Source organism: Pseudomonas sp. SAR267 (genome assembly GCF_052077595.1).
In the GTDB taxonomy this organism is placed as follows: domain Bacteria; phylum Pseudomonadota; class Gammaproteobacteria; order Pseudomonadales; family Pseudomonadaceae; genus Aquipseudomonas; species Aquipseudomonas vlassakiae.
Genome location: NZ_JBQIHU010000001.1, coordinates 1886466 through 1908234, shown reverse-complemented (window position 1 = coordinate 1908234; position 21769 = coordinate 1886466). Strand labels below are relative to the sequence as shown.

Sequence of the window (21769 nt, the reverse complement as noted above, 5' to 3'; positions counted from 1 at the left end):
TAGCAGATAGCTCCTGGTAATACCAAAAAGATCTTACTCTTAATAATTCACTTTAACTTCGAACGACATTTGTTTGAGTCGGTTTGATTTTTCTCGCGTTTTTCCCCTCCTGGCAGTCTTTCCTCGTTCCTTTGTTGCGCTAAATCTCGGTCCTGTAAGGGATTTCCTTATGAACGTGCCTTGACGGTGCAGCGGACGGATTCCTATAGTGTGCGCAAGTGGCAGAAAGTGGGATGAAGTGGGTTTTCTGACACAGAAAAGCTAACATTGTGGGGAATCGCAGCCGTGTTCCGCGGAGCCAACGCCGTCAGCCTCGATGCCAAGGGCCGTCTCGCCATGCCGAGCCGGTACCGTGACGAGCTCGATTCGCGTTGCAATGGTCAGCTGATCGTGACCATCGACGCCGTAGACCCCTGCTTGTGTGTTTATCCCCTCGATGAGTGGGAACAGATTGAAGCCAAGTTGCGTGCCTTGCCGTCGTTGCGTGAGGAAAACCGCCGCCTGCAGCGTTTGCTGATCGGCAATGCGGTTGACCTGGAGCTCGATGGCAGTGGGCGTTTCCTGGTGCCGCCCCGCCTGCGTGAGTACGCCAAGCTGGACAAAAAGGCGATGTTGGTGGGGCAGCTGAACAAATTCCAGCTGTGGGACGAGGATGCCTGGAACGCGGTTTCGGCAGCCGACCTTGCAGCTATCCAACAACCGGGTGCCATGCCCGACGATTTGCGTGACCTGATCCTGTGACCATAGATAGCGGCTTCAACCACATCACCGTCCTGCTCGACGAAGCTGTCGAGGCATTGGCCCTGCGCGCCGACGGTTGCTATCTGGACGGCACCTTCGGGCGTGGTGGCCATAGCCGCCTGATCCTCAGCAAGCTCGGGCCGCAAGGGCGGCTTCTGGGCTTCGACAAAGATCCTCAAGCGATTACCACCGGGCAAGCGCTGGCGGCCGAAGACGGCCGCTTTGTCATTGTGCAGCGCAGCTTTGCCGAGCTTGGTTCGGAAGTCGCCGAGCGTGGTCTGCACGGCAAGATCAGCGGCATCCTGCTTGATCTGGGCGTGTCTTCACCGCAGCTGGATGACCCTGAGCGCGGCTTCAGCTTTCTCAATGACGGCCCGCTGGACATGCGCATGAACCCGCATCAGGGCATCAGTGCCGCCGAGTTCATTGCTACCGCACCTGTCGAAGAAATTGCCCGCGTGTTCAAGGAATACGGCGAAGAGCGCTTTGCCGGGCGCATGGCGCGTGCCGTGGTCGAGCGCCGCGAAAAGCAACCGTTCACCCGCACCGCTGACCTGGCTGAAGTGCTCAAGGTTGCAAACCCGGCCTGGGAAAAGGGCAAGAACCCGGCGACCCGGGCCTTCCAGGGCCTGCGCATCCACGTCAACAACGAACTGGGTGACCTGGAGGCTGGCCTCGAAGCAGCGCTCGATGCCCTGGAAGTGGGCGGCCGCCTGGCGGTCATCAGCTTCCATTCACTGGAAGACCGCATCGTCAAACTGTTCATGCGCAAGCTGGTCAAGGGCGAGGCCGACAATCTGCCGCGCAATCTGCCGGTACAGCACAAGGTCTTCGAGCCGAAGATCAAGCTGATCGGCAAGGCCCAGTTTGCCTCTGAGGCCGAACTCAAGGCCAACCCACGGTCGCGCAGCGCCGTGATGCGGGTTGCGGAGAAGCTTCGGTGAGCCGGCTTTTCGCCAAACCTCTGCCAGGCGGAAGCTTCCTGATGCTTCTGCTGTTTATCGGTGTGCTGGTTTCGGCCATCGCCGTGTCTTACAGCGCCCACTGGAATCGCCAGTTGCTCAACACCCTGTACGGCGAATTGAATGAGCGCGACAAGGCTCAGGCCGAGTGGGGCAGGCTGATTCTTGAACAAAGCACCTGGACCGCCTCCAGCCGTATCGAGAGCCTGGCCTCCGAGCAACTGAAAATGCGTGTGCCTGCGGCTGACGAAGTACGGATGGTGGCGCCATGATGAAGCTCGAAGGCGCACTCTACCCCTGGCGCTTCCGGGTCGTGATCGGCTTGCTCGCGCTGATGGTGGGCGCCATCTGCTGGCGCATCATCGACCTGCAGGTGGTCGACCGTGACTTCCTCAAGGGCCAGGGCGACGCCCGCAGTCTGCGTCATATTCCGATTCCTGCGCACCGTGGCCTGATCACCGACCGCAACGGCGAGCCGCTGGCGGTCAGTACCCCGGTCACCACCCTCTGGGCCAACCCCAAGGAAATGCAGGCGGCCAAGGATCGCTGGCCACAGCTGGCCGCGGCGCTTGGGCAGAACGCCCAGCAGCTGACCGAGCGCCTGACCCAGCAGGCCAACAAAGAGTTCATCTATCTGGTCCGCGGCCTGACCCCGGAGCAGGGCCAGCACGTGCTCGACCTGAAGGTACCGGGCGTGTATGGCCTGGAAGAATTCCGCCGTTTCTATCCGGCCGGTGACGTGACCGCCCACATGGTTGGCTTCACCGACCTCGACGACCACGGCCGCGAAGGTGTGGAGCTGGCCTACGATGAATGGCTGGCCGGCGTGCCCGGCAAGCGGCAAGTGATCAAGGACCGGCGTGGTCGCCTGATCAAGGACATCCAGGTCACCAAGAACGCCAAGGCCGGCAAGACCTTGGCGTTGTCGATCGACCTGCGCCTGCAGTACCTGGCCACCCGCGAACTGCGCAACGCCATCGCCGAACAGGACGCCAAGGCCGGCAGCCTGGTGATCATGGACGTCAAGACCGGCGAGGTCCTGGCCATGGTCAACCAGCCGACCTACAACCCGAACAACCGCCGTAGCATGTTCCCGGCTGCCATGCGTAACCGGGCGATCATCGACGTGTTCGAGCCAGGCTCGACGGTCAAGCCGATCTCGATGAGCGCGGCGCTGCAGAGCGGCCGATGGAAGCCGACCGACAAGGTCGAAGTGTATCCGGGCAGCCTGCAGATCGGCCGTTACACCATCAAGGACGTGTCCAAGAGCGAGGGGCCGATCCTCGACCTGACCGGCATCCTGATCAACTCTTCCAACGTCGGCATGAGCAAGATCGCCTTCGATATCGGCGGCGAGGCTATCTACCGGGTCATGTCCCAAGTGGGCCTTGGCCAGTACACCGGCCTCGGCTTCCCGGGCGAACGCGTCGGCAACCTGCCTAACCACCGCGAGTGGCGCAAGGCTGAAACCGCGACACTGTCCTACGGCTACGGTGTGTCGGTGACCGCCCTGCAGCTGGTGCATGCCTACGCCGCGCTGGCCAACGACGGCAAGATGGTGCCGCTGTCGATCCTCAAGGTGGACAAGGCGCCCGAAGCGGTGCAGGCCATTCCGAAGGAAACCGCCGAAACCGTCCAAGGCATGCTGCAGCAGGTGATCGAAGCGCCGCGCGGCGTGTTCCGTGCCCAGGTGCCGTTCTACCACGTGGCCGGCAAGTCCGGTACTGCACGTAAGGCCACCGTCGGCTCCAAGGGTTACACCGAAAACGCCTACCGCTCGCTGTTCGCCGGTTTCGGCCCGATGAGCGACCCGCGCTATGCCATCGTCGTGGTCATCGACGAACCGGGCAAAGGTGGTTATTTCGGTGGCCTGGTATCGGCCCCCGTATTCAGCAAGGTCATGTCGGGCACCCTGCGCCTGATGAACGTGCCGCCAGACAACCTGCCGCCGCCAAGCGATCCACAGCAGGCCAGCGCAGCACCCGCCAAGGGAGGGCGTGGATGATGACAATGCCTTTGAGCAAGCTTTTCGCCCACGCCAGCCGCGATCCGCTGATCCGTGAATTGACCCTGGACAGCCGTCAGGTGCGCCAGGGTGATCTGTTCCTGGCCGTGCCAGGTGCCAAGGTTGATGGCCGTGAGCACATTGCCGATGCCCTGTCCCGTGGCGCTGCGGCTGTGGCCTATGAAGAGCAGGGCGTCAACGTGCTGCCGCTTACCGACGTGCCGTTGATTCCGGTGAAAGGCCTGATCGGCCAGTTGTCGCAGATTGCCGGGCGCTTCTACGGCGAGCCGAGCCGCCAGCTGAACCTGGTGGGCGTCACTGGCACCAACGGCAAGACCAGCGTCACTCAGCTGGTGGCCCAGGCGCTCGATGCGTTGGGTCAGCGCTGCGGCCTGATCGGCACCTTGGGCACCGGCTTTTATGGCGAGCTGCAGAGCGGCCGCCTGACCACGCCCGACCCGATCGCCGTGCAGTCGACCCTGAACGACCTCAAGAAAGGCGGCGCCAAAGCCGTGGCCATGGAGGTGTCCTCCCACGCCCTGGAGCAGGGCCGGGTCGCCGCGCTGGAATTCGACATCGCGGTCATGACCAACCTGTCACGCGACCATCTTGACTACCACGGCAGCATGGAGGCCTACGAGGCCGCCAAGGCCAAGCTGTTCGCCTGGCCGAGCCTGCGTTGCCAGGTGGTCAACCTCGATGATGATTTCGGTCGCCGCCTGGCCGAAGACTTCGCCCGCCGCCCGAGCGTGGACCATATCGAGACCCGGTTGCTCAGCTACAGCCTGGAAAACCCGGACGCTTCGCTGTTCTGCCGCGAAGCGCATTTCGACGACGATGGTGTGCGCGCCATCATCGTCACCGCGCAGGGCGAACGCACCCTGCGCAGCCAGCTGCTTGGCCGCTTCAATCTGAGCAACATGCTTGCTGCTGTGGCCACGCTGCTGGCACTGGACTACTCGCTGGATGAGGTTCTCAGGGTCACCCCGCACCTGCAAGGGCCGGTCGGCCGCATGCAGCGCCTGGGGGGCGGTGACAAGCCGCTGGTAGTGGTCGATTACGCCCATACGCCCGATGCGCTGGAAAAAGTCCTCGAAGCCCTGCGTCCGCATGCTCACGGCAAACTGCTGTGCCTGTTCGGCTGCGGCGGCGACCGTGATCGCGGCAAGCGCCCGCTGATGGCCGAAGTGGCCGAGCGCCTGGCCGACCGCGTACTGGTCACCGACGACAACCCGCGTACCGAAGACCCGCTGCGCATCTTCGACGACATTCGACCTGGTTTCGCCAAGCCTGCGGGCGTCGAGTTCGTCGCTGGCCGTGGCGCAGCCATTGCCCATCTGATCGCCACCGCTGCCGCCGATGACGTCATCGTGCTGGCTGGCAAGGGGCATGAGGATTACCAGGAGATCAATGGCGAGCGCCATGCGTTCTCCGACCTGATCGAAGCCGACAAGGCACTTGCAGCCTGGGAGGCTCCGCATGCTTAAGCCCATGACCCTCAGCCAGCTGACCGGCGCCTTGAACGCGCGCCTGGTCAACGCCGACGCCAGCTTCACCGGGGTCAGCATCGACAGCCGTAGCGTCGCTGCCGGCCAGCTGTTCGTTGCCCTGACCGGGCCGCGCTTCGATGGCCATGACTACCTTGCCGACGTGCAAGCCAAGGGCGCCGTCGCTGCGCTGGTCGAGCGCGAAATTGTCAATGTCGATCTGCCGCAGCTGGTGGTCGCCGACTGCCGTATCGCACTCGGCCAGCTTGGTGCGCTGAACCGCGCTGCCTTCGACAAGCCAGTGGTCGCCATCACCGGTTCGAGCGGCAAGACCACGGTCAAAGAGATGCTGGCCAGCATCCTGCGCACCCGTGGCCTGGTGCATGCCACCCGCGGCAACCTGAACAACGACCTCGGTGCTCCGTTGACGCTGCTGGAAATCTCTCCGGAGCACAGCGCCGCCGTGATCGAACTGGGTGCTTCGCGCATCGGCGAGATCCGCTATACCGTCGGCCTGACCCAGCCGCAGGTGGTGATCATCAACAACGCCGGCACTGCTCATGTCGGTGAATTCGGCGGCCCGGACAAGATCGTCGAAGCCAAGGGCGAGATTCTCGAAGGCCTCGGCGAGGGCGGCACCGCCATCCTCAACCTGGCCGACAAGGCGTTCGACATCTGGCGCAAGCGCGCTGGCAGCCATCGTATCTTCAGCTTCGCCCTGGACAACCCGCAGGCCGACTTCCATGCCAGCAACATCGGCCGTGATGCCCGTGGCTGCCCGTCGTTCACCCTGCATGGCCCTGATGGCAGTGTGCCGGTGCAGCTGAACCTGCTGGGTACCCATAATGTCAGTAACGCCCTGGCTGCTGCCGCCGCTGCCCATGCCGTTGGTCTGAGCCTCAGCGGTATCGCCGCGGGCCTCAACGCAGTGCAGCCGGTCAAGGGCCGCACCGTGGCGCAAATCGCCCCCAACGGTGTGCGCGTAATCGACGACAGCTACAACGCAAATCCCACCTCCATGTGCGCGGCCATTGATATACTCCGCGCCTTTTCCGGGCGCACCGTTCTGGTGCTGGGGGATATAGGTGAACTTGGCCAGTGGGCGGAAGAAGGCCACCGTCAGGTGGGCGAGTACGCGCACGGCAAGGTCGATGCCCTTTATGCGGTGGGTTCCAACATGATTCATGCGGTCAAGGCGTTCGGCGCCCATGGCCGCCATTTCGCAACGCAAGCTGAGTTGATCGACGCTGTTCGCGCCGAAACTGCCAGCGAAACCACTATTTTGATCAAGGGCTCGCGCAGCGCTGCGATGGAAAACGTCGTGGCCGCACTGTGCGGTGCCAGCGGGGAGAAACATTAATGCTGCTGCTGTTGGCCGAGTATCTGCAACAGTTCCACAAAGGCTTCGCGGTCTTCCAGTACCTGTCCCTGCGCGGGATTCTTGGCGTACTGACCGCGTTGTCGCTGGCACTGTGGCTGGGGCCGTGGATGATCCGTACCCTGCAGATTCGCCAGATCGGTCAGGCCGTGCGTAACGACGGCCCACAATCGCACCTGTCCAAGTCTGGCACCCCGACCATGGGCGGCGCACTGATCCTGTCGGCCATCGGGGTCAGCACCCTGCTGTGGGCCGACCTGTCCAACCGTTATGTCTGGACCGTGCTGATCGTCACCTTGCTGTTTGGTGCCATCGGCTGGGTCGACGATTACCGCAAGGTGATCGAGAAGAACTCGCGTGGCCTGCCGAGCCGCTGGAAGTATTTCTGGCAATCGGTGTTCGGCCTGGGCGCTGCGGTGTTCCTGTACATGACCGCACCGACCACTGTCGAGACCACGCTGATCGTGCCGTTCCTCAAGGATGTCACCATCCCGCTGGGTATCGGCTTTGTCGTATTGACCTATTTCGTCATCGTCGGCTCCAGCAACGCGGTCAACCTGACCGACGGCCTCGATGGCCTGGCGATCATGCCGACCGTGATGGTGGGTGGTGCGCTGGGCATCTTCTGCTACCTGTCGGGTAACGTGAAGTTCGCCGAATACCTGCTGATCCCCTACGTGCCGGGCTCGGGCGAACTGATCGTGTTCTGCGGGGCGTTGATCGGTGCCGGCCTGGGCTTCCTGTGGTTCAACACCTATCCGGCCCAGGTGTTCATGGGCGACGTCGGCGCGCTGGCGCTGGGCGCCGCGCTGGGCACCATCGCCGTGATTGTGCGCCAGGAAATCGTGCTGTTCATCATGGGCGGCATCTTCGTGATGGAAACCCTGTCGGTGGTGATCCAGGTCGCCTCGTTCAAGCTCACCGGCAAGCGCGTGTTCCGCATGGCGCCGATTCACCACCACTTTGAACTCAAAGGCTGGCCTGAGCCACGCGTGATCGTCCGTTTCTGGATCATTACCGTGATTCTGGTGCTGATTGGCCTGGCAACCCTGAAACTGAGGTAGAAAAGCGTGTCACTGATCGCTTCCGACCAATTCCGCATCGTTGTCGGCCTCGGCAAGAGCGGCATGTCCCTGGTTCGCTTCCTGGCGAACCGGGGCATTGCCTTTGCGGTCGCCGACACCCGCGAGCAACCGCCGGAACTGGAAACCCTGCGTCGTGATTATCCGCAGGTGGAAGTGCGCTGTGGTGAGCTGGACGTGGACTTCCTGTGCCGCGCCAACGAACTGTACGTGAGCCCGGGCCTGGCGCTGGCCACCCCGGCGCTGCAGCAGGCGGCAGCACGTGGCGTGCAGCTGTCCGGTGACATCGAACTGTTTGCCCGCCATGCCAAGGCGCCGATCGTGGCGATCAGCGGTTCCAACGCGAAAAGCACGGTCACTACCCTGGTCGGCGAGATGGCCGCCAAGGCCGGCAAGCGCGTGGCGGTGGGGGGTAACCTGGGCACCCCGGCGCTGGACCTGCTGAGCGACGATGTCGAGTTGTACGTGCTGGAACTGTCGAGCTTCCAGCTGGAAACCACCGACCAGCTCAACGCCGAAGTAGCCACCGTGCTCAACATCAGCGAAGACCACATGGACCGCTACAGCGGCCTGCCGGCCTATCACCTGGCCAAGCACCGGATCTTCCGTGGTGCCCGTCAGGTCGTGGTCAACCGCCAGGATGCCCTGAGCCGGCCGCTGCCGGTGGAAGGCCGTCCATGCTTCACCTTCGGCCTCAACCAGCCAGACTTCAAGGCCTTTGGCCTGCGTGAGGTCGACGGCGAGAAATACCTGGCGTACGAATTCCAGGCACTGATGCCGGTGCGTGAGCTGAAGATCCGTGGCGCCCACAACCAGAGCAATGCCCTGGCGGCCCTGGCCCTCGGCCATGCCGCCGGCCTGCCGTTCGCGCCGATGCTCGAAGCGCTGCGTGAATTCAAGGGCCTGGCTCATCGTTGCCAGTGGATCCGGGAGCGCAACGGCGTCAACTGGTACGACGATTCCAAGGCCACCAATGTCGGTGCTGCCCTGGCGGCGATCGAAGGCTTGGGCGCGGACATCGACGGCCAGCTGGTGCTGATCGCCGGTGGCGACGGCAAGGGCGCCGATTTCGCCGCCTTGCGCGAGCCGGTCAAACGCTTCTGCCGCGCTGTGGTGCTGCTTGGCCGTGATGCCGAACGCCTGGCCGATACCCTGGGCGATGGCGTGCCGCTGGTGCGAGTGAAGACCTTGGATGAGGCTGTGCAGCAGTGCGCCGAGCTGGCCCAGCCAGGCGACGCAGTGCTGCTGTCGCCGGCCTGCGCGAGCCTCGACATGTTCAAGAACTTTGAAGAACGCGGGCGCCTGTTCGCCCAGGCGGCGGGAGGGCTGGCATGATCTTCGGCGTCCTCAAGCCGTACCCTTCGCCGCTGATCAGCGGCCGCGGCGTCGACCTCGACTTTGCCATGCTGGCCGGTTGCCTGGCGCTGCTGGGGCTGGGCCTGGTGATGATCACCTCGGCGTCATCGGAAGTTGCCGCCGTGCAATCGGGCAACCCGCTGTATCACATGTTCCGCCACCTGGTGTACGTGTTGCTCGGCCTGGCCGCTTGTGGCGCGACGATGATGGTGCCGATCGCCACCTGGCAGCGCATGGGCTTCATGATGCTGATCGGCGCCTTCGGCCTGCTGGTGCTGGTGCTGGTGCCGGGGATCGGCCGTGAAGTGAACGGTTCGATGCGCTGGATCGGCTTCAGCTTCTTCAACGTGCAGCCTTCGGAAATCGCCAAGGTCTTCGTGGTCATCTACCTGGCCGGCTATCTGGTGCGCCGTCAGACCGAGGTGCGCGAAACCTGGATGGGCTTCTTCAAGCCGTTCATCGTGCTGCTGCCAATGGCTGCGCTGCTGCTGATGGAGCCGGACTTCGGTGCCACCGTGGTGATGATGGGGGCTGCTGCGGCGATGCTGTTCCTCGGCGGGGTAGGCCTGTTCCGCTTCAGCCTGATGGTGGTGCTGGCGGTGGCTGCAGTGTTCATTCTGGTACAGGCGCAGCCGTACCGGATGGCGCGTCTGATCACCTTCACCGACCCCTGGTCCGACCAGTTCGGCTCCGGCTACCAGCTGACCCAGGCGCTGATCGCCTTCGGTCGTGGCGAATGGCTGGGCGTCGGCCTGGGCAACAGCGTACAGAAGCAGTTCTACCTGCCTGAAGCGCACACTGACTTCGTGTTCTCGGTACTGGCCGAAGAGCTGGGTGTGGTTGGCTCGCTGGTGACCATCGCGCTGTTCGTCTTCGTCACCATTCGCGCCCTGTACATCGGCCTGTGGGCGGAGAAAGCCAAGCAGTTCTTTGCCGCCTACATGGCGTTCGGCCTGGCGTTCCTGTGGATCGGTCAGTTCCTGATCAACATCGGGGTGAACGTCGGGCTGCTGCCGACCAAGGGCCTGACGCTGCCGTTCCTCAGTTATGGCGGCTCTTCGCTGGTGATCTGCTGTGCCTGCGTGGGGTTGCTGCTGCGCATCGAATGGGAGAGCCGCACGCACCTGGGCAGCGAGGAGCATGAATTCAAAGAGAGCGATTTTGCCGAGGAGACCACCCATGGCCGCTGACGGCAAGAACGTCCTGATCATGGCGGGCGGCACCGGGGGCCACGTCTTCCCGGCCCTGGCCTGCGCCCGTGAGTTCCAGGCCCGGGGCTACTCGGTGCACTGGTTGGGTACCCCGCGCGGCATAGAGAACGAACTGGTGCCGCAGGCCGGCTTGCCACTGCACCTGATCCAGGTCAGCGGCCTGCGTGGCAAGAGCAAGCTCTCCCTGCTCAAGGCGCCGTTCACCCTGTTCAAGGCGGTGCTCCAGGCACGTCGTATCGTGCGCGAGCTCAAGCCGGTGTGCGTGGTTGGCTTCGGCGGTTATGTGACCGGCCCGGGTGGTGTCGCGGCACGGCTATGCGGTGTGCCGCTGGTGATCCACGAGCAGAACGCCCGCGCCGGCACCACCAACCGCCTGCTGTTGCCGCTGGCGTCGCGGGTCTGCGAAGCCTTCCCGGCGACCTTTGACGCCAGCGACAAGCTGCGTACCACCGGCAACCCGGTGCGTCCGGAGCTGTTCATGGACGCCGTGCGCGCTCCTCTGGCCGAGCGCCGCGCACGGCTGCTGGTCATGGGGGGCAGCCTGGGTGCGGAACCATTGAACAAATTGTTGCCTAAGGCCCTGTCCGAAGTGCCGGCGAACCTGCGCCCGGAGGTGTTTCACCAGGCCGGCAAGCAGCATGCGCCGGCGACTGCCGAGCGTTACCGCGAGGTGGGGGTCGAGGCCCAGGTCGAACCGTTCATCAAGGACATGGCCCATGCCTATGGCTGGGCCGATATCGTGGTCTGCCGGGCCGGTGCCCTGACCGTCAGCGAACTCGCGGCGGCGGGCCTGCCTTCGATGCTGGTGCCCTTGCCCCACGCAATCGACGACCACCAGACCTACAACGCCCAATATCTGGCCCGGGAAGGTGCTGCCTTCCTCATGCCACAAGCGACAACTGGCGCAGCGCAACTCGCTGAACGCCTGAACGAGGTGCTGATGCAACCCGAGAAACTCAACACCATGGCAGGTACCGCACGGCGCCTGGCCAAACCTGCTGCAACCAGCACCGTGGTCGATATCTGCCTGGAGGTGGCCCATGGTTGAAAGCCAGAAAGCCATGCCCCAGCCAAAGATGGGCCGCATCAATCGCATCCACTTCGTCGGTATCGGTGGCGTGGGCATGTGCGGTATCGCTGAAGTGCTGCTGAACCTGGGCTACCAGGTATCCGGTTCCGACCTCAAGGCGTCGCCGGTGACCGAGCGCCTGGAGTCGTTCGGCGCTGAAATCTTCGTCGGCCACCGCGCCGAAAACGCTGCCAATGCCGATGTGCTGGTGGTGTCCAGTGCCATCAACCCGGCCAACCCGGAAGTCGCCACCGCTCTGGAGCGGCGAATTCCAGTGGTGCCGCGTGCCGAAATGCTCGCCGAGCTGATGCGTTATCGCCACGGCGTGGCGGTTGCCGGTACCCATGGCAAGACCACCACCACCAGCCTGCTGGCGTCGGTTTTCGCCGCCGGCGGCCTGGACCCGACCTTCGTCATCGGTGGGCGCCTGACCGCTGCCGGCACCAATGCGCAGCTCGGCACCAGCCGTTACCTGATTGCTGAAGCCGATGAAAGCGATGCCAGCTTCCTGCACTTGCAGCCGATGGTGGCCGTGGTCACCAACATCGACGCCGACCACATGGCGACCTACGAAGGCGACTTCAACAAGTTGAAGAAAACCTTCGTCGAGTTCCTGCACAACCTGCCGTTCTATGGCCTGGCCGTGATGTGCCTGGACGACCCTGTGGTGCGCGAGATCCTGCCGCAGGTCAAGCGCCCGACTGTCACCTACGGCTTCAGCGAAGAGGCTGACGTGCGCGCCATCAACGTGCGCCAGCAAGGCATGCAGACCCACTTCACCGTGCTGCGCCGCGACTGCGAGCCGCTTGAAGTGTCGGTGAACATGCCCGGCAACCACAACGTGCTCAACGCCTTGGCCACCATCGCCATCGCCACTGACGAAGGCATCAGCGATGACGCCATCGTCCAGGGCCTGTCCGGTTTCCAGGGCGTCGGCCGACGCTTCCAGGTCTATGGCGAACTGCCGGTCGACGGCGGCAGCGTGATGCTGGTCGACGACTACGGTCACCACCCGACCGAAGTGGCTGCGGTGATCAAGGCCGTGCGCGGTGGCTGGCCAAGCCGCCGCCTGGTGATCGTCTACCAGCCGCACCGCTACAGCCGTACCCGCGACCTGTACGACGATTTCGTCCAGGTGCTGGGCGATGCCAACGTGCTGCTGTTGATGGAGGTCTACCCGGCCGGCGAAGAGCCCATCCCCGGTGCCGACAGCCGCCAGCTGTGCCACAGCATCCGCCAGCGCGGCAAGCTGGACCCGATCTACATCGAACGTGGCGCCGAACTGGCACCGCTGGTCAAACCGCTGCTGCGCGCCGGCGACATCCTGATCTGCCAGGGTGCCGGTGACGTCGGTGGCCTGGCCCCGCAACTGATGAAAAGCCCGCTGTTCGCTGGCGCCAAGCAGGAGAAGTCGAAATGACCAGCGCCTACGAACAACTGCATTCGACCCTGGACGTGAAAGCGTTAGGCCGTGTAGCCGTGCTGTACGGTGGCAAGAGCGCCGAGCGTGAAGTGTCGCTGAAGTCTGGCGCCGCGGTAATCGACGCGCTGACCACCGCCGGTGTCGACGTGGTCGGCATCGATGTCGGTGATGACCTGCTGGTGCGCCTGCAGCGCGAGAAGATCGACCGCGCCTTCATCATCCTTCACGGCCGTGGCGGTGAAGACGGCAGCATGCAGGGCCTGCTCGAGTGCCTGGGCATCCCCTACACCGGCAGCGGCATCCTCGCTTCGGCGCTGGCCATGGACAAGCTGCGCACCAAGCAGGTGTGGCAGAGCCTGGGGATTCCGACGCCGCGTCACGCGGTGCTGGCCAGCGAGCACGACTGTGTTGCCGCCGGTACGGAACTGGGCTTCCCGTTGATCGTCAAACCGGCCCATGAAGGTTCCAGCATCGGCATGGCCAAGGTGAACAGCGTGGAAGAGCTGGTCACCGCCTGGAAGGATGCCGCCCGTTACGATTCGCAGGTCCTGGTCGAGCAATGGATTCACGGCCCGGAGTTCACCATCGCCGTGCTGCGTGGCCAGGTGCTGCCGCCGATCGCCCTGGGCACTCCGCACGTGTTCTACGACTACGACGCCAAGTACATCGCCAATGACACCCAGTACCGCATCCCGTGCGGCCTGGACAGTGCCAAGGAGCAGGAGCTGATCGACCTGACCGCGCGCGCCTGCGATGCCATCGGCATCGAGGGCTGGGGCCGGCTGGACGTGATGCAGGACGAGCAAGGCCGGTTCTGGCTGCTCGAAGTCAACACCGCACCCGGCATGACCGACCATAGCCTGGTGCCCATGGCGGCCCGCGCGGCCGGCCTGGACTTCCAGCAACTGGTGCTGGCGATCCTGGCCGAAAGCGTGAAGACGCGAGGTTAACCATCATGCAAGGCGCAATGATACGTCAGCAGCAACCCGTTACCGGCCGCAGCAAGCCGGTGCCGCGCGGTGCCAGCCGACTGGTGGCCGACGAGCCCGTATCGGCGCGCCTGCCGCGGCCCAGCCTGGGTGGCCTCAAGCGCTTGTTGTGGCCGCTGGTGCTGGTAGCTGCGGGCTTTGGTGCCTATGAAGGCGCCATCCGCCTGATGCCGTATGCCGACCGCCCGATCACCAAGATCGACGTGCAGGGTGACCTCAGCTACATCAGCCAGCAGTCGGTGCAGCAGCGCATTGCGCCGTATGTGGCGGCGAGCTTCTTCAGCGTCGACCTCACGGCGATGCGCGCCGAACTCGAACAGATGCCATGGATCGCCCACGCCGAAGTGCGCCGCGTGTGGCCCGACGAAGTGGTGATCCGCCTGGAAGAACAGCTGCCGGTGGCGCGCTGGGGTGACGAGGCCTTGCTCAATAACCAGGGCCAGGCCTTTACCCCGCGCGAACTGGCCAACTATGAGCACCTGCCGCAGCTGGCCGGGCCGCAGCGCGCTCAGCAACAAGTCATGCAGCAATATCAGGTATTGAGCCAGATGCTGCGCCCCATGGGCTTTTCCATCGCTCGCCTGGAGCTGCGCGAGCGGGGCAGCTGGTTCCTGACCACCGGTGCGAGCAGTGCCGGGCCGGGTATCGAGCTGCTGTTGGGGCGCGACCACCTGGTGGAGAAGATGCGCCGTTTCATTGCCATTTACGACAAGACACTCAAAGAGCAGATCACCAATATCGCCCGCATTGATCTGCGTTATTCCAACGGACTTGCCGTTGGTTGGCGGGAACCGAACGCACCGACGACGGCCAAACCCGCCGTTGCGAAGAATTAGAGAGAGGCAGGACCATGGCAAACGCGCATAGCGGCAAAATGATCGTCGGGCTGGACATCGGCACCTCCAAGGTGGTGGCGCTGGTGGGTGAAGTGGGCGAAGACGGCACCCTCGAGATCGTGGGTATCGGCACTCATCCATCCCGCGGCCTGAAGAAGGGTGTGGTGGTGAACATCGAATCGACCGTGCAGTCGATCCAGCGCGCGGTGGAAGAAGCCCAGCTGATGGCTGGCTGCCGCATTCACTCGGCGTTCGTCGGCGTGGCCGGCAACCACATCCGCAGCCTGAACTCCCATGGCATCGTCGCCATCCGCGACCGTGAGGTGAGCGTCGCCGACCTCGAGCGCGTGCTCGATGCTGCCCAGGCCGTGGCCATTCCGGCTGACCAGCGCGTGCTGCACACCCTGCCGCAGGACTACGTGATCGACAACCAGGAAGGCGTGCGCGAGCCGCTGGGCATGTCCGGCGTGCGCCTGGAAGCCAAGGTTCACGTGGTCACCTGCGCGGTCAACGCGGCGCAGAACATCGAGAAGTGCGTACGCCGCTGCGGCCTGGAAATCGACGACATCATCCTCGAGCAGCTGGCCTCGGCCTACTCGGTGCTGACCGACGACGAGAAAGAGCTGGGCGTGTGCCTGGTCGACATCGGTGGCGGCACCACCGACATCGCCATCTTCACCGAAGGTGCGATCCGCCACACCGCGGTCATCCCGATTGCTGGCGACCAGGTCACCAACGACATCGCCATGGCCCTGCGTACGCCGACCCAGTACGCCGAAGAAATCAAGATCCGCTACGCCTGTGCCCTGGCCAAACTGGCCGGCGCCGGTGAGACCATCAAGGTGCCGAGCGTGGGCGATCGCCCACCTCGCGAGCTGTCGCGTCAGGCCCTGGCCGAGGTGGTGGAGCCACGTTACGACGAGCTCTTCACCCTGATCCAGGCCGAGCTGCGCCGCAGCGGCTACGAGGATCTGGTGCCGGCCGGCATCGTCCTCACCGGCGGCACCGCGAAGATGGAAGGTGCCGTGGAACTGGCCGAGGAAATCTTCCACATGCCGGTACGCCTGGGCGTACCGCACAGCGTTCGGGGGCTGAGCGACGTGGTGCGCAACCCGATCTATTCCACCGGCGTGGGCTTGCTCACCTACGGCCTGCTCAAGCAGTCCGAGGACATGGTCCTGACCGGTAACAGCAACAGCAGCAGCAACAGCTATGGCGATGAACCGAAGGCCCCAGTGCTTGAACGCTTCAAGCGCTGGGTCCAGGGCAACTTCTAAGTTTCAAAGCAGTAGTGGTAGGCGCGACAACTAGAGAACTGTAAGGAGAGGGAAAATGTTCGAGCTCGTAGACAACGTCCCGCAAAGTCCGGTCATCAAGGTGATCGGTGTTGGCGGTGGCGGCGGCAACGCCGTCAACCACATGGTGAAGAGCAGCATCGAAGGCGTCGAGTTCATCTGCGCCAACACCGATGCCCAGGCGCTGAAAAACATCGGCGCACGCACCATCCTGCAACTGGGTACCGGCGTGACCAAAGGTCTGGGTGCCGGTGCCAATCCGGAAGTCGGCCGTCAGGCCGCGCTGGAAGACCGCGAGCGCATCGCCGAGGTGCTGCAGGGCACCAACATGGTGTTCATCACCACCGGCATGGGCGGCGGTACCGGCACCGGTGCGGCGCCGATCATCGCCGAAGTGGCCAAGGAAATGGGCATCCTCACCGTTGCTGTGGTGACCCGTCCGTTCCCGTTCGAAGGCCGCAAGCGCATGCAGATCGCCGATGAAGGCATCCGGATGCTGGCTGAGAGCGTCGACTCGCTCATCACCATCCCCAACGAGAAGCTGCTGACCATCCTGGGCAAGGATGCCAGCCTGCTGTCCGCCTTTGCCAAGGCCGACGATGTACTGGCCGGTGCCGTTCGCGGTATCTCCGACATCATCAAGCGCCCAGGCATGATCAACGTCGACTTCGCCGACGTACGCACCGTCATGGGTGAAATGGGCATGGCGATGATGGGTACCGGCTGCGCCAGCGGCCCGAACCGTGCGCGCGAAGCTACCGAGGCTGCAATCCGCAACCCACTGCTCGAAGACGTCAACCTGCAGGGCGCCCGCGGCATCCTGGTGAACATCACCGCAGGTCCTGACCTGTCGCTGGGTGAATACTCCGATGTGGGTAGCATCATCGAAGCCTTCGCCTCCGACCACGCCATGGTCAAGGTCGGCACCGTGATCGACCCTGACATGCGTGACGAACTGCACGTGACCGTAGTAGCCACTGGTCTGGGCGCGCGCATCGAAAAACCGGTCAAGGTGGTCGACAACACCCTGCAGACTGCACAGCAGGTGTATGAGGCTTCCAACCCGGCGCCGGTGCGCCAGGAGCAGCCAGCCGTCAACTATCGTGACCTCGAGCGCCCTACCGTGATGCGCAACCAGGCCCACGCAGGTGCCGCTGCGGCAGCTAAACTCAACCCTCAGGATGATCTGGACTACCTCGATATCCCAGCCTTCCTGCGTCGTCAGGCCGATTGATGGAATTTATCAGGGGTATAAGGGTGATTGGTGTTCAGCAAAGGCCGGGTCTGTTATCATCCCCAGCCTTTGTTGATACCTGTTCGCATTATTTGCGCTGAAGCGGCCAATGCCATGATTAGACAACGCACCCTGAAGAATACCATCCGTGCCACGGGCGTCGGCCTGCACTCCGGGGAGAAGGTCTACCTGACCCTCAAGCCTGCGCCTGTCGACACCGGCATCGTCTTCCGTCGCGCCGACCTTGACCCTGTGGTCGAGATCCCGGCGCGTGCGGCCAACGTCGGTGAGACCACCATGTCCACCACGCTGGTCAACGGTGACGTCAAGGTCGATACGGTCGAGCACCTGCTCTCCGCCATGGCGGGCCTGGGCATCGATAACGCCTACGTCGAGCTCTCCGCCTCGGAAGTGCCGATCATGGATGGCAGCGCCGGTCCCTTCGTATTCCTGATTCAGTCTGCCGGCCTGGAAGAACAGGACGCAGCCAAGAAGTTCATCCGCATCCTGCGCGAAGTGACAGTGACGGAGGGCGACAAGAGCGCCACCTTCCTGCCGTTCGACGGGTTCAAGGTGAGCTTCGAGATCGACTTCGATCACCCGGTCCTCAAGGGCCAGACCCAGAGTGCGGTCGTCGACTTCTCCAGCACCTCGTTCGTGAAGGAAGTCAGCCGCGCCCGTACTTTCGGTTTCATGCGTGACATCGAGTACCTGCGCAAGCACAACCTTGCGCTGGGTGGCAGTGTCGAGAATGCCATCGTGGTGGACGAGACTGGTGTGCTCAACGAAGACGGCCTTCGTTCCGATGACGAATTCGTCAAGCACAAGATCCTCGACGCCATTGGCGACCTTTACCTGCTGGGCAACAGCCTGATTGGCGAGTTCAAGGGCTACAAGTCCGGCCACGCGCTGAACAACCAGCTGCTGCGCAAGCTCATCACTGAAACCGATGCCTGGGAAGTGGTCACTTTCGAAGATGCCAGCACGGCACCGATCTCGTACATGCGCCCTGTTGCGGCTGTGTAAGTTCGAACACTCTCTAGTTCATTAAGGCCACCTTCGGGTGGCCTTTTTTATTTTCAGGGTTTTTCTTTGTGTTTGGCGTGGCTGGCCAACCGCTCCAGGGCGGCACGCAGCTTCGGATCGGCGATGCCTTCGGCGGAATCGCGGATACTTTCGGCGGCATCGTTCGACAGCTCGGTCGTGTTGCCGCCACGCTTGGCCGGCACCAGCGGTGGCTGCACCTTATAGAGGATGCGCTGCAGGTTGCCAAAGGCTTCCAGGGCCTGCAGCTGGCGCTGAAGACGCTTTTGCTGGTAGCGCAGGCGAGTCGCCCAATGGCCGTCGGTCACCACCAGCAACAACGTGCCATCGCGCCACGACGCCACATGACAGTGCTCGCGGGCAGCCGGCTGCAGCTGGCTTTCCAGCAGGCGCTGCAGATGCGCCAGGCGTTCGGCCTGGTTCAGCAGCAGGCGCAGCGGGCGGTTCTGGCGCAGCAGGGTGGCGGGCGGCTGGGCGGCGGAGGGTTTGTAGGCCATGGCGGTGTGCATGAGGTGGCAAGGTGGTCAGTCTAGCATGCCTGCACTGGCCTCTTCGCGGGCACGCCCGCTCCCACAGGATTCGCTGATCCCTGTGGGAGCGGGCGTGGCGAAGAGGCCAGTGCAGGATAAGAGTCATTCCCGCTACGTTTCATCAAGCTGCGGGTTGAACTCAGGGAAAATGCCCCTATCTTAGAAAAGCCCCCGCCAAAGCGCTGTGCCAGCATCGTGGCAATCGACCACTTTCCTCACCATCGTTTCCGGGTAGAATGCTCGTTCGCATGCGGCCTCAGGGCTGCACGGGCGACTCATGGGGCCGCCCTCCATCCCTACGTGTGGAAGATCCTGCCGATATGTTTGCGCCTTTGTTAAAAAAACTTTTTGGAAGCAAGAACGAGCGTGAAGTCAAACGCATGCTCAAGACGGTAGCTATCGTCAATGCCTTCGAAGAGAAGATGGTGGCCCTCTCCGATGAGCAACTGCGGGCCAAGACCGCAGAGTTCAAGGAGCGCCTGGCCAAAGGCGAGACGTTGGACCAATTGCTGCCCGAAGCCTTCGCCGTGGCCCGTGAGGCTGGCAAGCGTGTGATGGGCATGCGCCACTTCGACGTGCAGCTGATCGGCGGCATGACCCTGCACGAGGGCATGATCGCAGAAATGCGTACCGGTGAAGGCAAGACCTTGGTCGGTACCCTGGCCGTCTACCTCAATGCCTTGTCCGGCAAGGGCGTGCACGTGGTCACGGTGAACGACTACCTGGCCCGCCGTGACGCCAACTGGATGCGTCCGCTGTACGAATTCCTCGGTCTGTCCGTAGGCATCGTCTCGGCCTTCCAGCCGCCCGAAGAAAAGCGCGCCGCCTACGCTGCCGACATCACCTACGGCACCAACAACGAATTCGGTTTCGATTACCTGCGCGACAACATGGCGTTCAGCCAGGAAGAGAAGTTCCAGCGTGAACTGAACTTCGCCGTGATCGACGAAGTCGACTCGATCCTCATCGACGAAGCGCGCACTCCGCTGATCATCTCCGGCCAGGCCGAAGACAGCTCCAAGCTGTACATCGAGATCAACCGCCTGATCCCGCGCCTGACCCAGCACATCGAAGAAGTCGAAGGCCAGGTCACCCAGGAAGGCCACTTCACCATCGACGAGAAGAGCCGCCAGGTCGAGCTCAACGAAGCCGGTCACCAGTTCATCGAAGAAATGCTCACCCAGGCTGGCCTGCTGGCCGAAGGGGAGAGCCTGTATTCGGCGCATAACCTCGGCCTGCTGACCCACGTCTACGCCGGCCTGCGTGCGCACAAGCTGTTCCACCGCAACGTCGAGTACATCGTCCAGGACGGCCAGGTCCTGCTGATCGACGAACACACCGGCCGTACCATGCCCGGCCGCCGCCTGTCCGAAGGCCTGCACCAGGCCATCGAGGCGAAGGAAAACCTGAACATCCAGGCCGAAAGCCAGACCCTGGCTTCGACCACCTTCCAGAACTACTTCCGTCTCTACACCAAGCTGTCCGGCATGACCGGTACCGCCGACACCGAAGCGTTCGAGTTCCAGTCGATCTACGCCCTCAACGTCATGGTCATTCCGCCGAACAAGCCACTCGCGCGTAAAGACTTCAACGACCTGGTGTACCTGACCGCTGACGAGAAATACGCCGCGATCATCGCCGACATCAAAGAGAGCATGACCCAGGGCCGCCCGATCCTGGTGGGTACCGCCACCATCGAAACCTCGGAGCACATGTCGAACCTGCTGAAGAAGGAAGGTATCGACCACAAGGTACTGAACGCCAAGTACCACGAGAAGGAAGCCGAAATCATCGCCCAGGCCGGTGCCCCGGGTGCGCTGACCATCGCCACCAACATGGCCGGCCGTGGTACCGACATCCTGCTGGGCGGTAACTGGGAAGCCGAAGTGGCTGCACTGGAGAACCCGACCCCTGAGCAGATCGCCCAGATCAAGGCCGACTGGCAGAAGCGTCACCAGCAGGTGATTCAAGCCGGTGGCCTGCACGTGATCGCTTCCGAGCGCCACGAGTCACGCCGTATCGACAACCAGCTGCGTGGCCGTGCCGGCCGTCAGGGCGACCCGGGTTCGAGCCGCTTCTACCTGTCGCTGGAAGACAGCCTGATGCGCATCTTCGCCTCTGACCGGGTGAAGAACTTCATGAAGGCACTGGGCATGCAGTCCGGCGAGGCCATCGAGCATCGCATGGTCACCAATGCCATCGAGAAAGCCCAGCGCAAGGTCGAAGGCCGCAACTTCGACATCCGCAAACAGCTGCTCGAATACGATGACGTGGCCAACGAACAGCGCAAGGTGATCTACCACATGCGCAACAGCCTGCTGGCGGCCGAGAACATTGGCGACACCATCGTCGAGTTCCGCCAGGAAGTCCTGGACGCCACCATCAGCCAGCATATTCCGCCGCAGTCGCTGCCGGAGCAGTGGGACGTGGCCGGCCTTGAAGCTTCGCTGGCCAGCGACTTCGGCATGAAGCTGCCGATCCAGCAGTGGCTGGACGAAGACGATCACCTCTACGAGGAGACCCTGCGCGAGAAGCTGCTGAACCAGATCACCACCGCCTACACCGAGAAGGAAGACCAGGCCGGTATCGAAGCCCTGCGTACCTTCGAGAAGCAGATCCTGCTGCGTGTGCTGGACGACCTGTGGAAAGACCACCTGTCGACCATGGACCATCTGCGTCACGGTATCCACCTGCGTGGTTATGCACAGAAGAACCCGAAGCAGGAGTACAAGCGCGAGTCGTTCGCGCTGTTCCAGGAACTGCTCGAGTCGATCAAGCGCGACACCATCCGCGTGCTGTCGCACGTTCAGGTGCGCCGCGAAGACCCGGCCGAAGAAGAAGCCCGCCTGCGCCGCGAAGCCGAAGAGCTGGCCAGCCGCATGCAGTTCCAGCATGCCCCTGCGCCAGGCCTTGAAAGCGAGCAACTGAGCGAGGAGGGCGCCGAAGTGGCCGTGGCCGCTGCCCCGGTGCGCAACGACCTGAAGCTGGGCCGCAACGAGCCGTGCTGGTGTGGTTCGGGCAAGAAATTCAAGCATTGCCATGGTCAGATTGAATGATCTGATTCACTCGCTGTAACGTGACAAACCGGGGGCCGCTTTGCGGCCCTTTCGCGAAACAAGGCCGCTCC

General features: G+C 63.2%; 18 protein-coding genes. 17 read left to right on the top strand and 1 reads right to left on the bottom strand.

Features of this window, described 5'->3' with window-relative positions; translation table 11 throughout:
- Positions 1-285 precede the first annotated feature (285 nt).
- The 16 genes from mraZ to lpxC all read left to right on the top strand — a co-directional run bounded on the left by mraZ (position 286) and on the right by lpxC (position 18094).
- Positions 286-741, top strand: coding sequence for a division/cell wall cluster transcriptional repressor MraZ (mraZ, locus tag ACTORR_RS09175; RefSeq protein ID WP_011535546.1), 456 nt, complete (start codon positions 286-288; stop codon positions 739-741).
- Positions 738-1685 (top strand): 16S rRNA (cytosine(1402)-N(4))-methyltransferase RsmH, encoded by a 948-nt coding sequence (rsmH, locus tag ACTORR_RS09170; RefSeq protein WP_409521012.1) that lies wholly within the window; start codon positions 738-740, stop codon positions 1683-1685. Before mraZ ends, rsmH begins: the two co-directional genes overlap by 4 nt.
- The gene (ftsL, locus tag ACTORR_RS09165; protein ID WP_054884628.1) at positions 1682-1975 is read left to right on the top strand and encodes a cell division protein FtsL; all 294 of its coding nucleotides are present in this window, start codon (positions 1682-1684) and stop codon (positions 1973-1975) included. Before rsmH ends, ftsL begins: the two co-directional genes overlap by 4 nt.
- Positions 1975-3708, top strand: coding sequence for a peptidoglycan D,D-transpeptidase FtsI family protein (locus ACTORR_RS09160; protein ID WP_176508370.1), 1734 nt, complete (start codon positions 1975-1977; stop codon positions 3706-3708). Before ftsL ends, ACTORR_RS09160 begins: the two co-directional genes overlap by 1 nt.
- Entirely contained in the window at positions 3705-5195 is a 1491-nt protein-coding gene (locus ACTORR_RS09155; RefSeq protein WP_409521011.1) for a UDP-N-acetylmuramoyl-L-alanyl-D-glutamate--2,6-diaminopimelate ligase, read from the top strand. Before ACTORR_RS09160 ends, ACTORR_RS09155 begins: the two co-directional genes overlap by 4 nt.
- The gene (locus ACTORR_RS09150) at positions 5188-6555 is read left to right on the top strand and encodes a UDP-N-acetylmuramoyl-tripeptide--D-alanyl-D-alanine ligase (RefSeq protein ID WP_054884626.1); all 1368 of its coding nucleotides are present in this window, start codon (positions 5188-5190) and stop codon (positions 6553-6555) included. The genes ACTORR_RS09155 and ACTORR_RS09150 overlap by 8 nt, the downstream gene beginning before the upstream one ends.
- On the top strand, positions 6555-7637 hold the full coding sequence (gene mraY / locus ACTORR_RS09145) for a phospho-N-acetylmuramoyl-pentapeptide-transferase (protein WP_054884625.1): 1083 nt from the start codon (positions 6555-6557) through the stop codon (positions 7635-7637). The genes ACTORR_RS09150 and mraY overlap by 1 nt, the downstream gene beginning before the upstream one ends.
- A gap of 6 nt (positions 7638-7643) precedes the next feature.
- On the top strand, positions 7644-8990 hold the full coding sequence (gene murD, locus ACTORR_RS09140) for a UDP-N-acetylmuramoyl-L-alanine--D-glutamate ligase (protein WP_054884624.1): 1347 nt from the start codon (positions 7644-7646) through the stop codon (positions 8988-8990).
- Entirely contained in the window at positions 8990-10201 is a 1212-nt protein-coding gene (gene ftsW / locus ACTORR_RS09135) for a putative lipid II flippase FtsW (protein WP_176508371.1), read from the top strand. Before murD ends, ftsW begins: the two co-directional genes overlap by 1 nt.
- Positions 10191-11270: an undecaprenyldiphospho-muramoylpentapeptide beta-N-acetylglucosaminyltransferase gene (murG, locus tag ACTORR_RS09130; protein ID WP_054884622.1), complete on the top strand. Its 1080-nt coding sequence runs from the start codon at positions 10191-10193 to the stop codon at positions 11268-11270. The genes ftsW and murG overlap by 11 nt, the downstream gene beginning before the upstream one ends.
- Positions 11263-12711, top strand: coding sequence for a UDP-N-acetylmuramate--L-alanine ligase (gene murC / locus ACTORR_RS09125; RefSeq protein ID WP_054884621.1), 1449 nt, complete (start codon positions 11263-11265; stop codon positions 12709-12711). Before murG ends, murC begins: the two co-directional genes overlap by 8 nt.
- Positions 12708-13664, top strand: a complete 957-nt coding sequence (locus ACTORR_RS09120; RefSeq protein ID WP_286934792.1) for a D-alanine--D-alanine ligase — start codon at positions 12708-12710, stop codon at positions 13662-13664. The genes murC and ACTORR_RS09120 overlap by 4 nt, the downstream gene beginning before the upstream one ends.
- A 5-nt stretch (positions 13665-13669) precedes the next feature.
- Positions 13670-14539: a cell division protein FtsQ/DivIB gene (locus tag ACTORR_RS09115; protein ID WP_054884619.1), complete on the top strand. Its 870-nt coding sequence runs from the start codon at positions 13670-13672 to the stop codon at positions 14537-14539.
- A 14-nt stretch (positions 14540-14553) separates the two neighbouring features.
- Complete coding sequence (gene ftsA / locus ACTORR_RS09110) at positions 14554-15816, top strand: cell division protein FtsA (protein WP_027594020.1); 1263 nt, start codon at positions 14554-14556, stop codon at positions 15814-15816.
- 55 nt (positions 15817-15871) lie between these two features.
- A complete protein-coding gene (ftsZ, locus tag ACTORR_RS09105; RefSeq protein ID WP_003260772.1) occupies positions 15872-17068 on the top strand; it encodes a cell division protein FtsZ in 1197 nt (398 codons plus the stop codon).
- A gap of 114 nt (positions 17069-17182) precedes the next feature.
- Positions 17183-18094 carry a UDP-3-O-acyl-N-acetylglucosamine deacetylase gene (lpxC, locus tag ACTORR_RS09100; RefSeq protein WP_054884618.1) on the top strand — a complete coding sequence of 304 codons (912 nt, stop codon included), beginning with the start codon at positions 17183-17185 and terminating at the stop codon, positions 18092-18094.
- Positions 18095-18147: 53 nt separating this feature from the next.
- On the opposite strand, the gene ACTORR_RS09095 is transcribed toward lpxC, so the two are convergent.
- Positions 18148-18609 carry a DUF721 domain-containing protein gene (locus tag ACTORR_RS09095; protein ID WP_099815781.1) on the bottom strand — a complete coding sequence of 154 codons (462 nt, stop codon included), beginning with the start codon at positions 18607-18609 and terminating at the stop codon, positions 18148-18150.
- A gap of 353 nt (positions 18610-18962) precedes the next feature.
- Between ACTORR_RS09095 and secA the strand changes: the two genes are divergently transcribed.
- Positions 18963-21698, top strand: coding sequence for a preprotein translocase subunit SecA (gene secA, locus ACTORR_RS09090; protein ID WP_286934787.1), 2736 nt, complete (start codon positions 18963-18965; stop codon positions 21696-21698).
- Positions 21699-21769 lie beyond the last annotated feature (71 nt).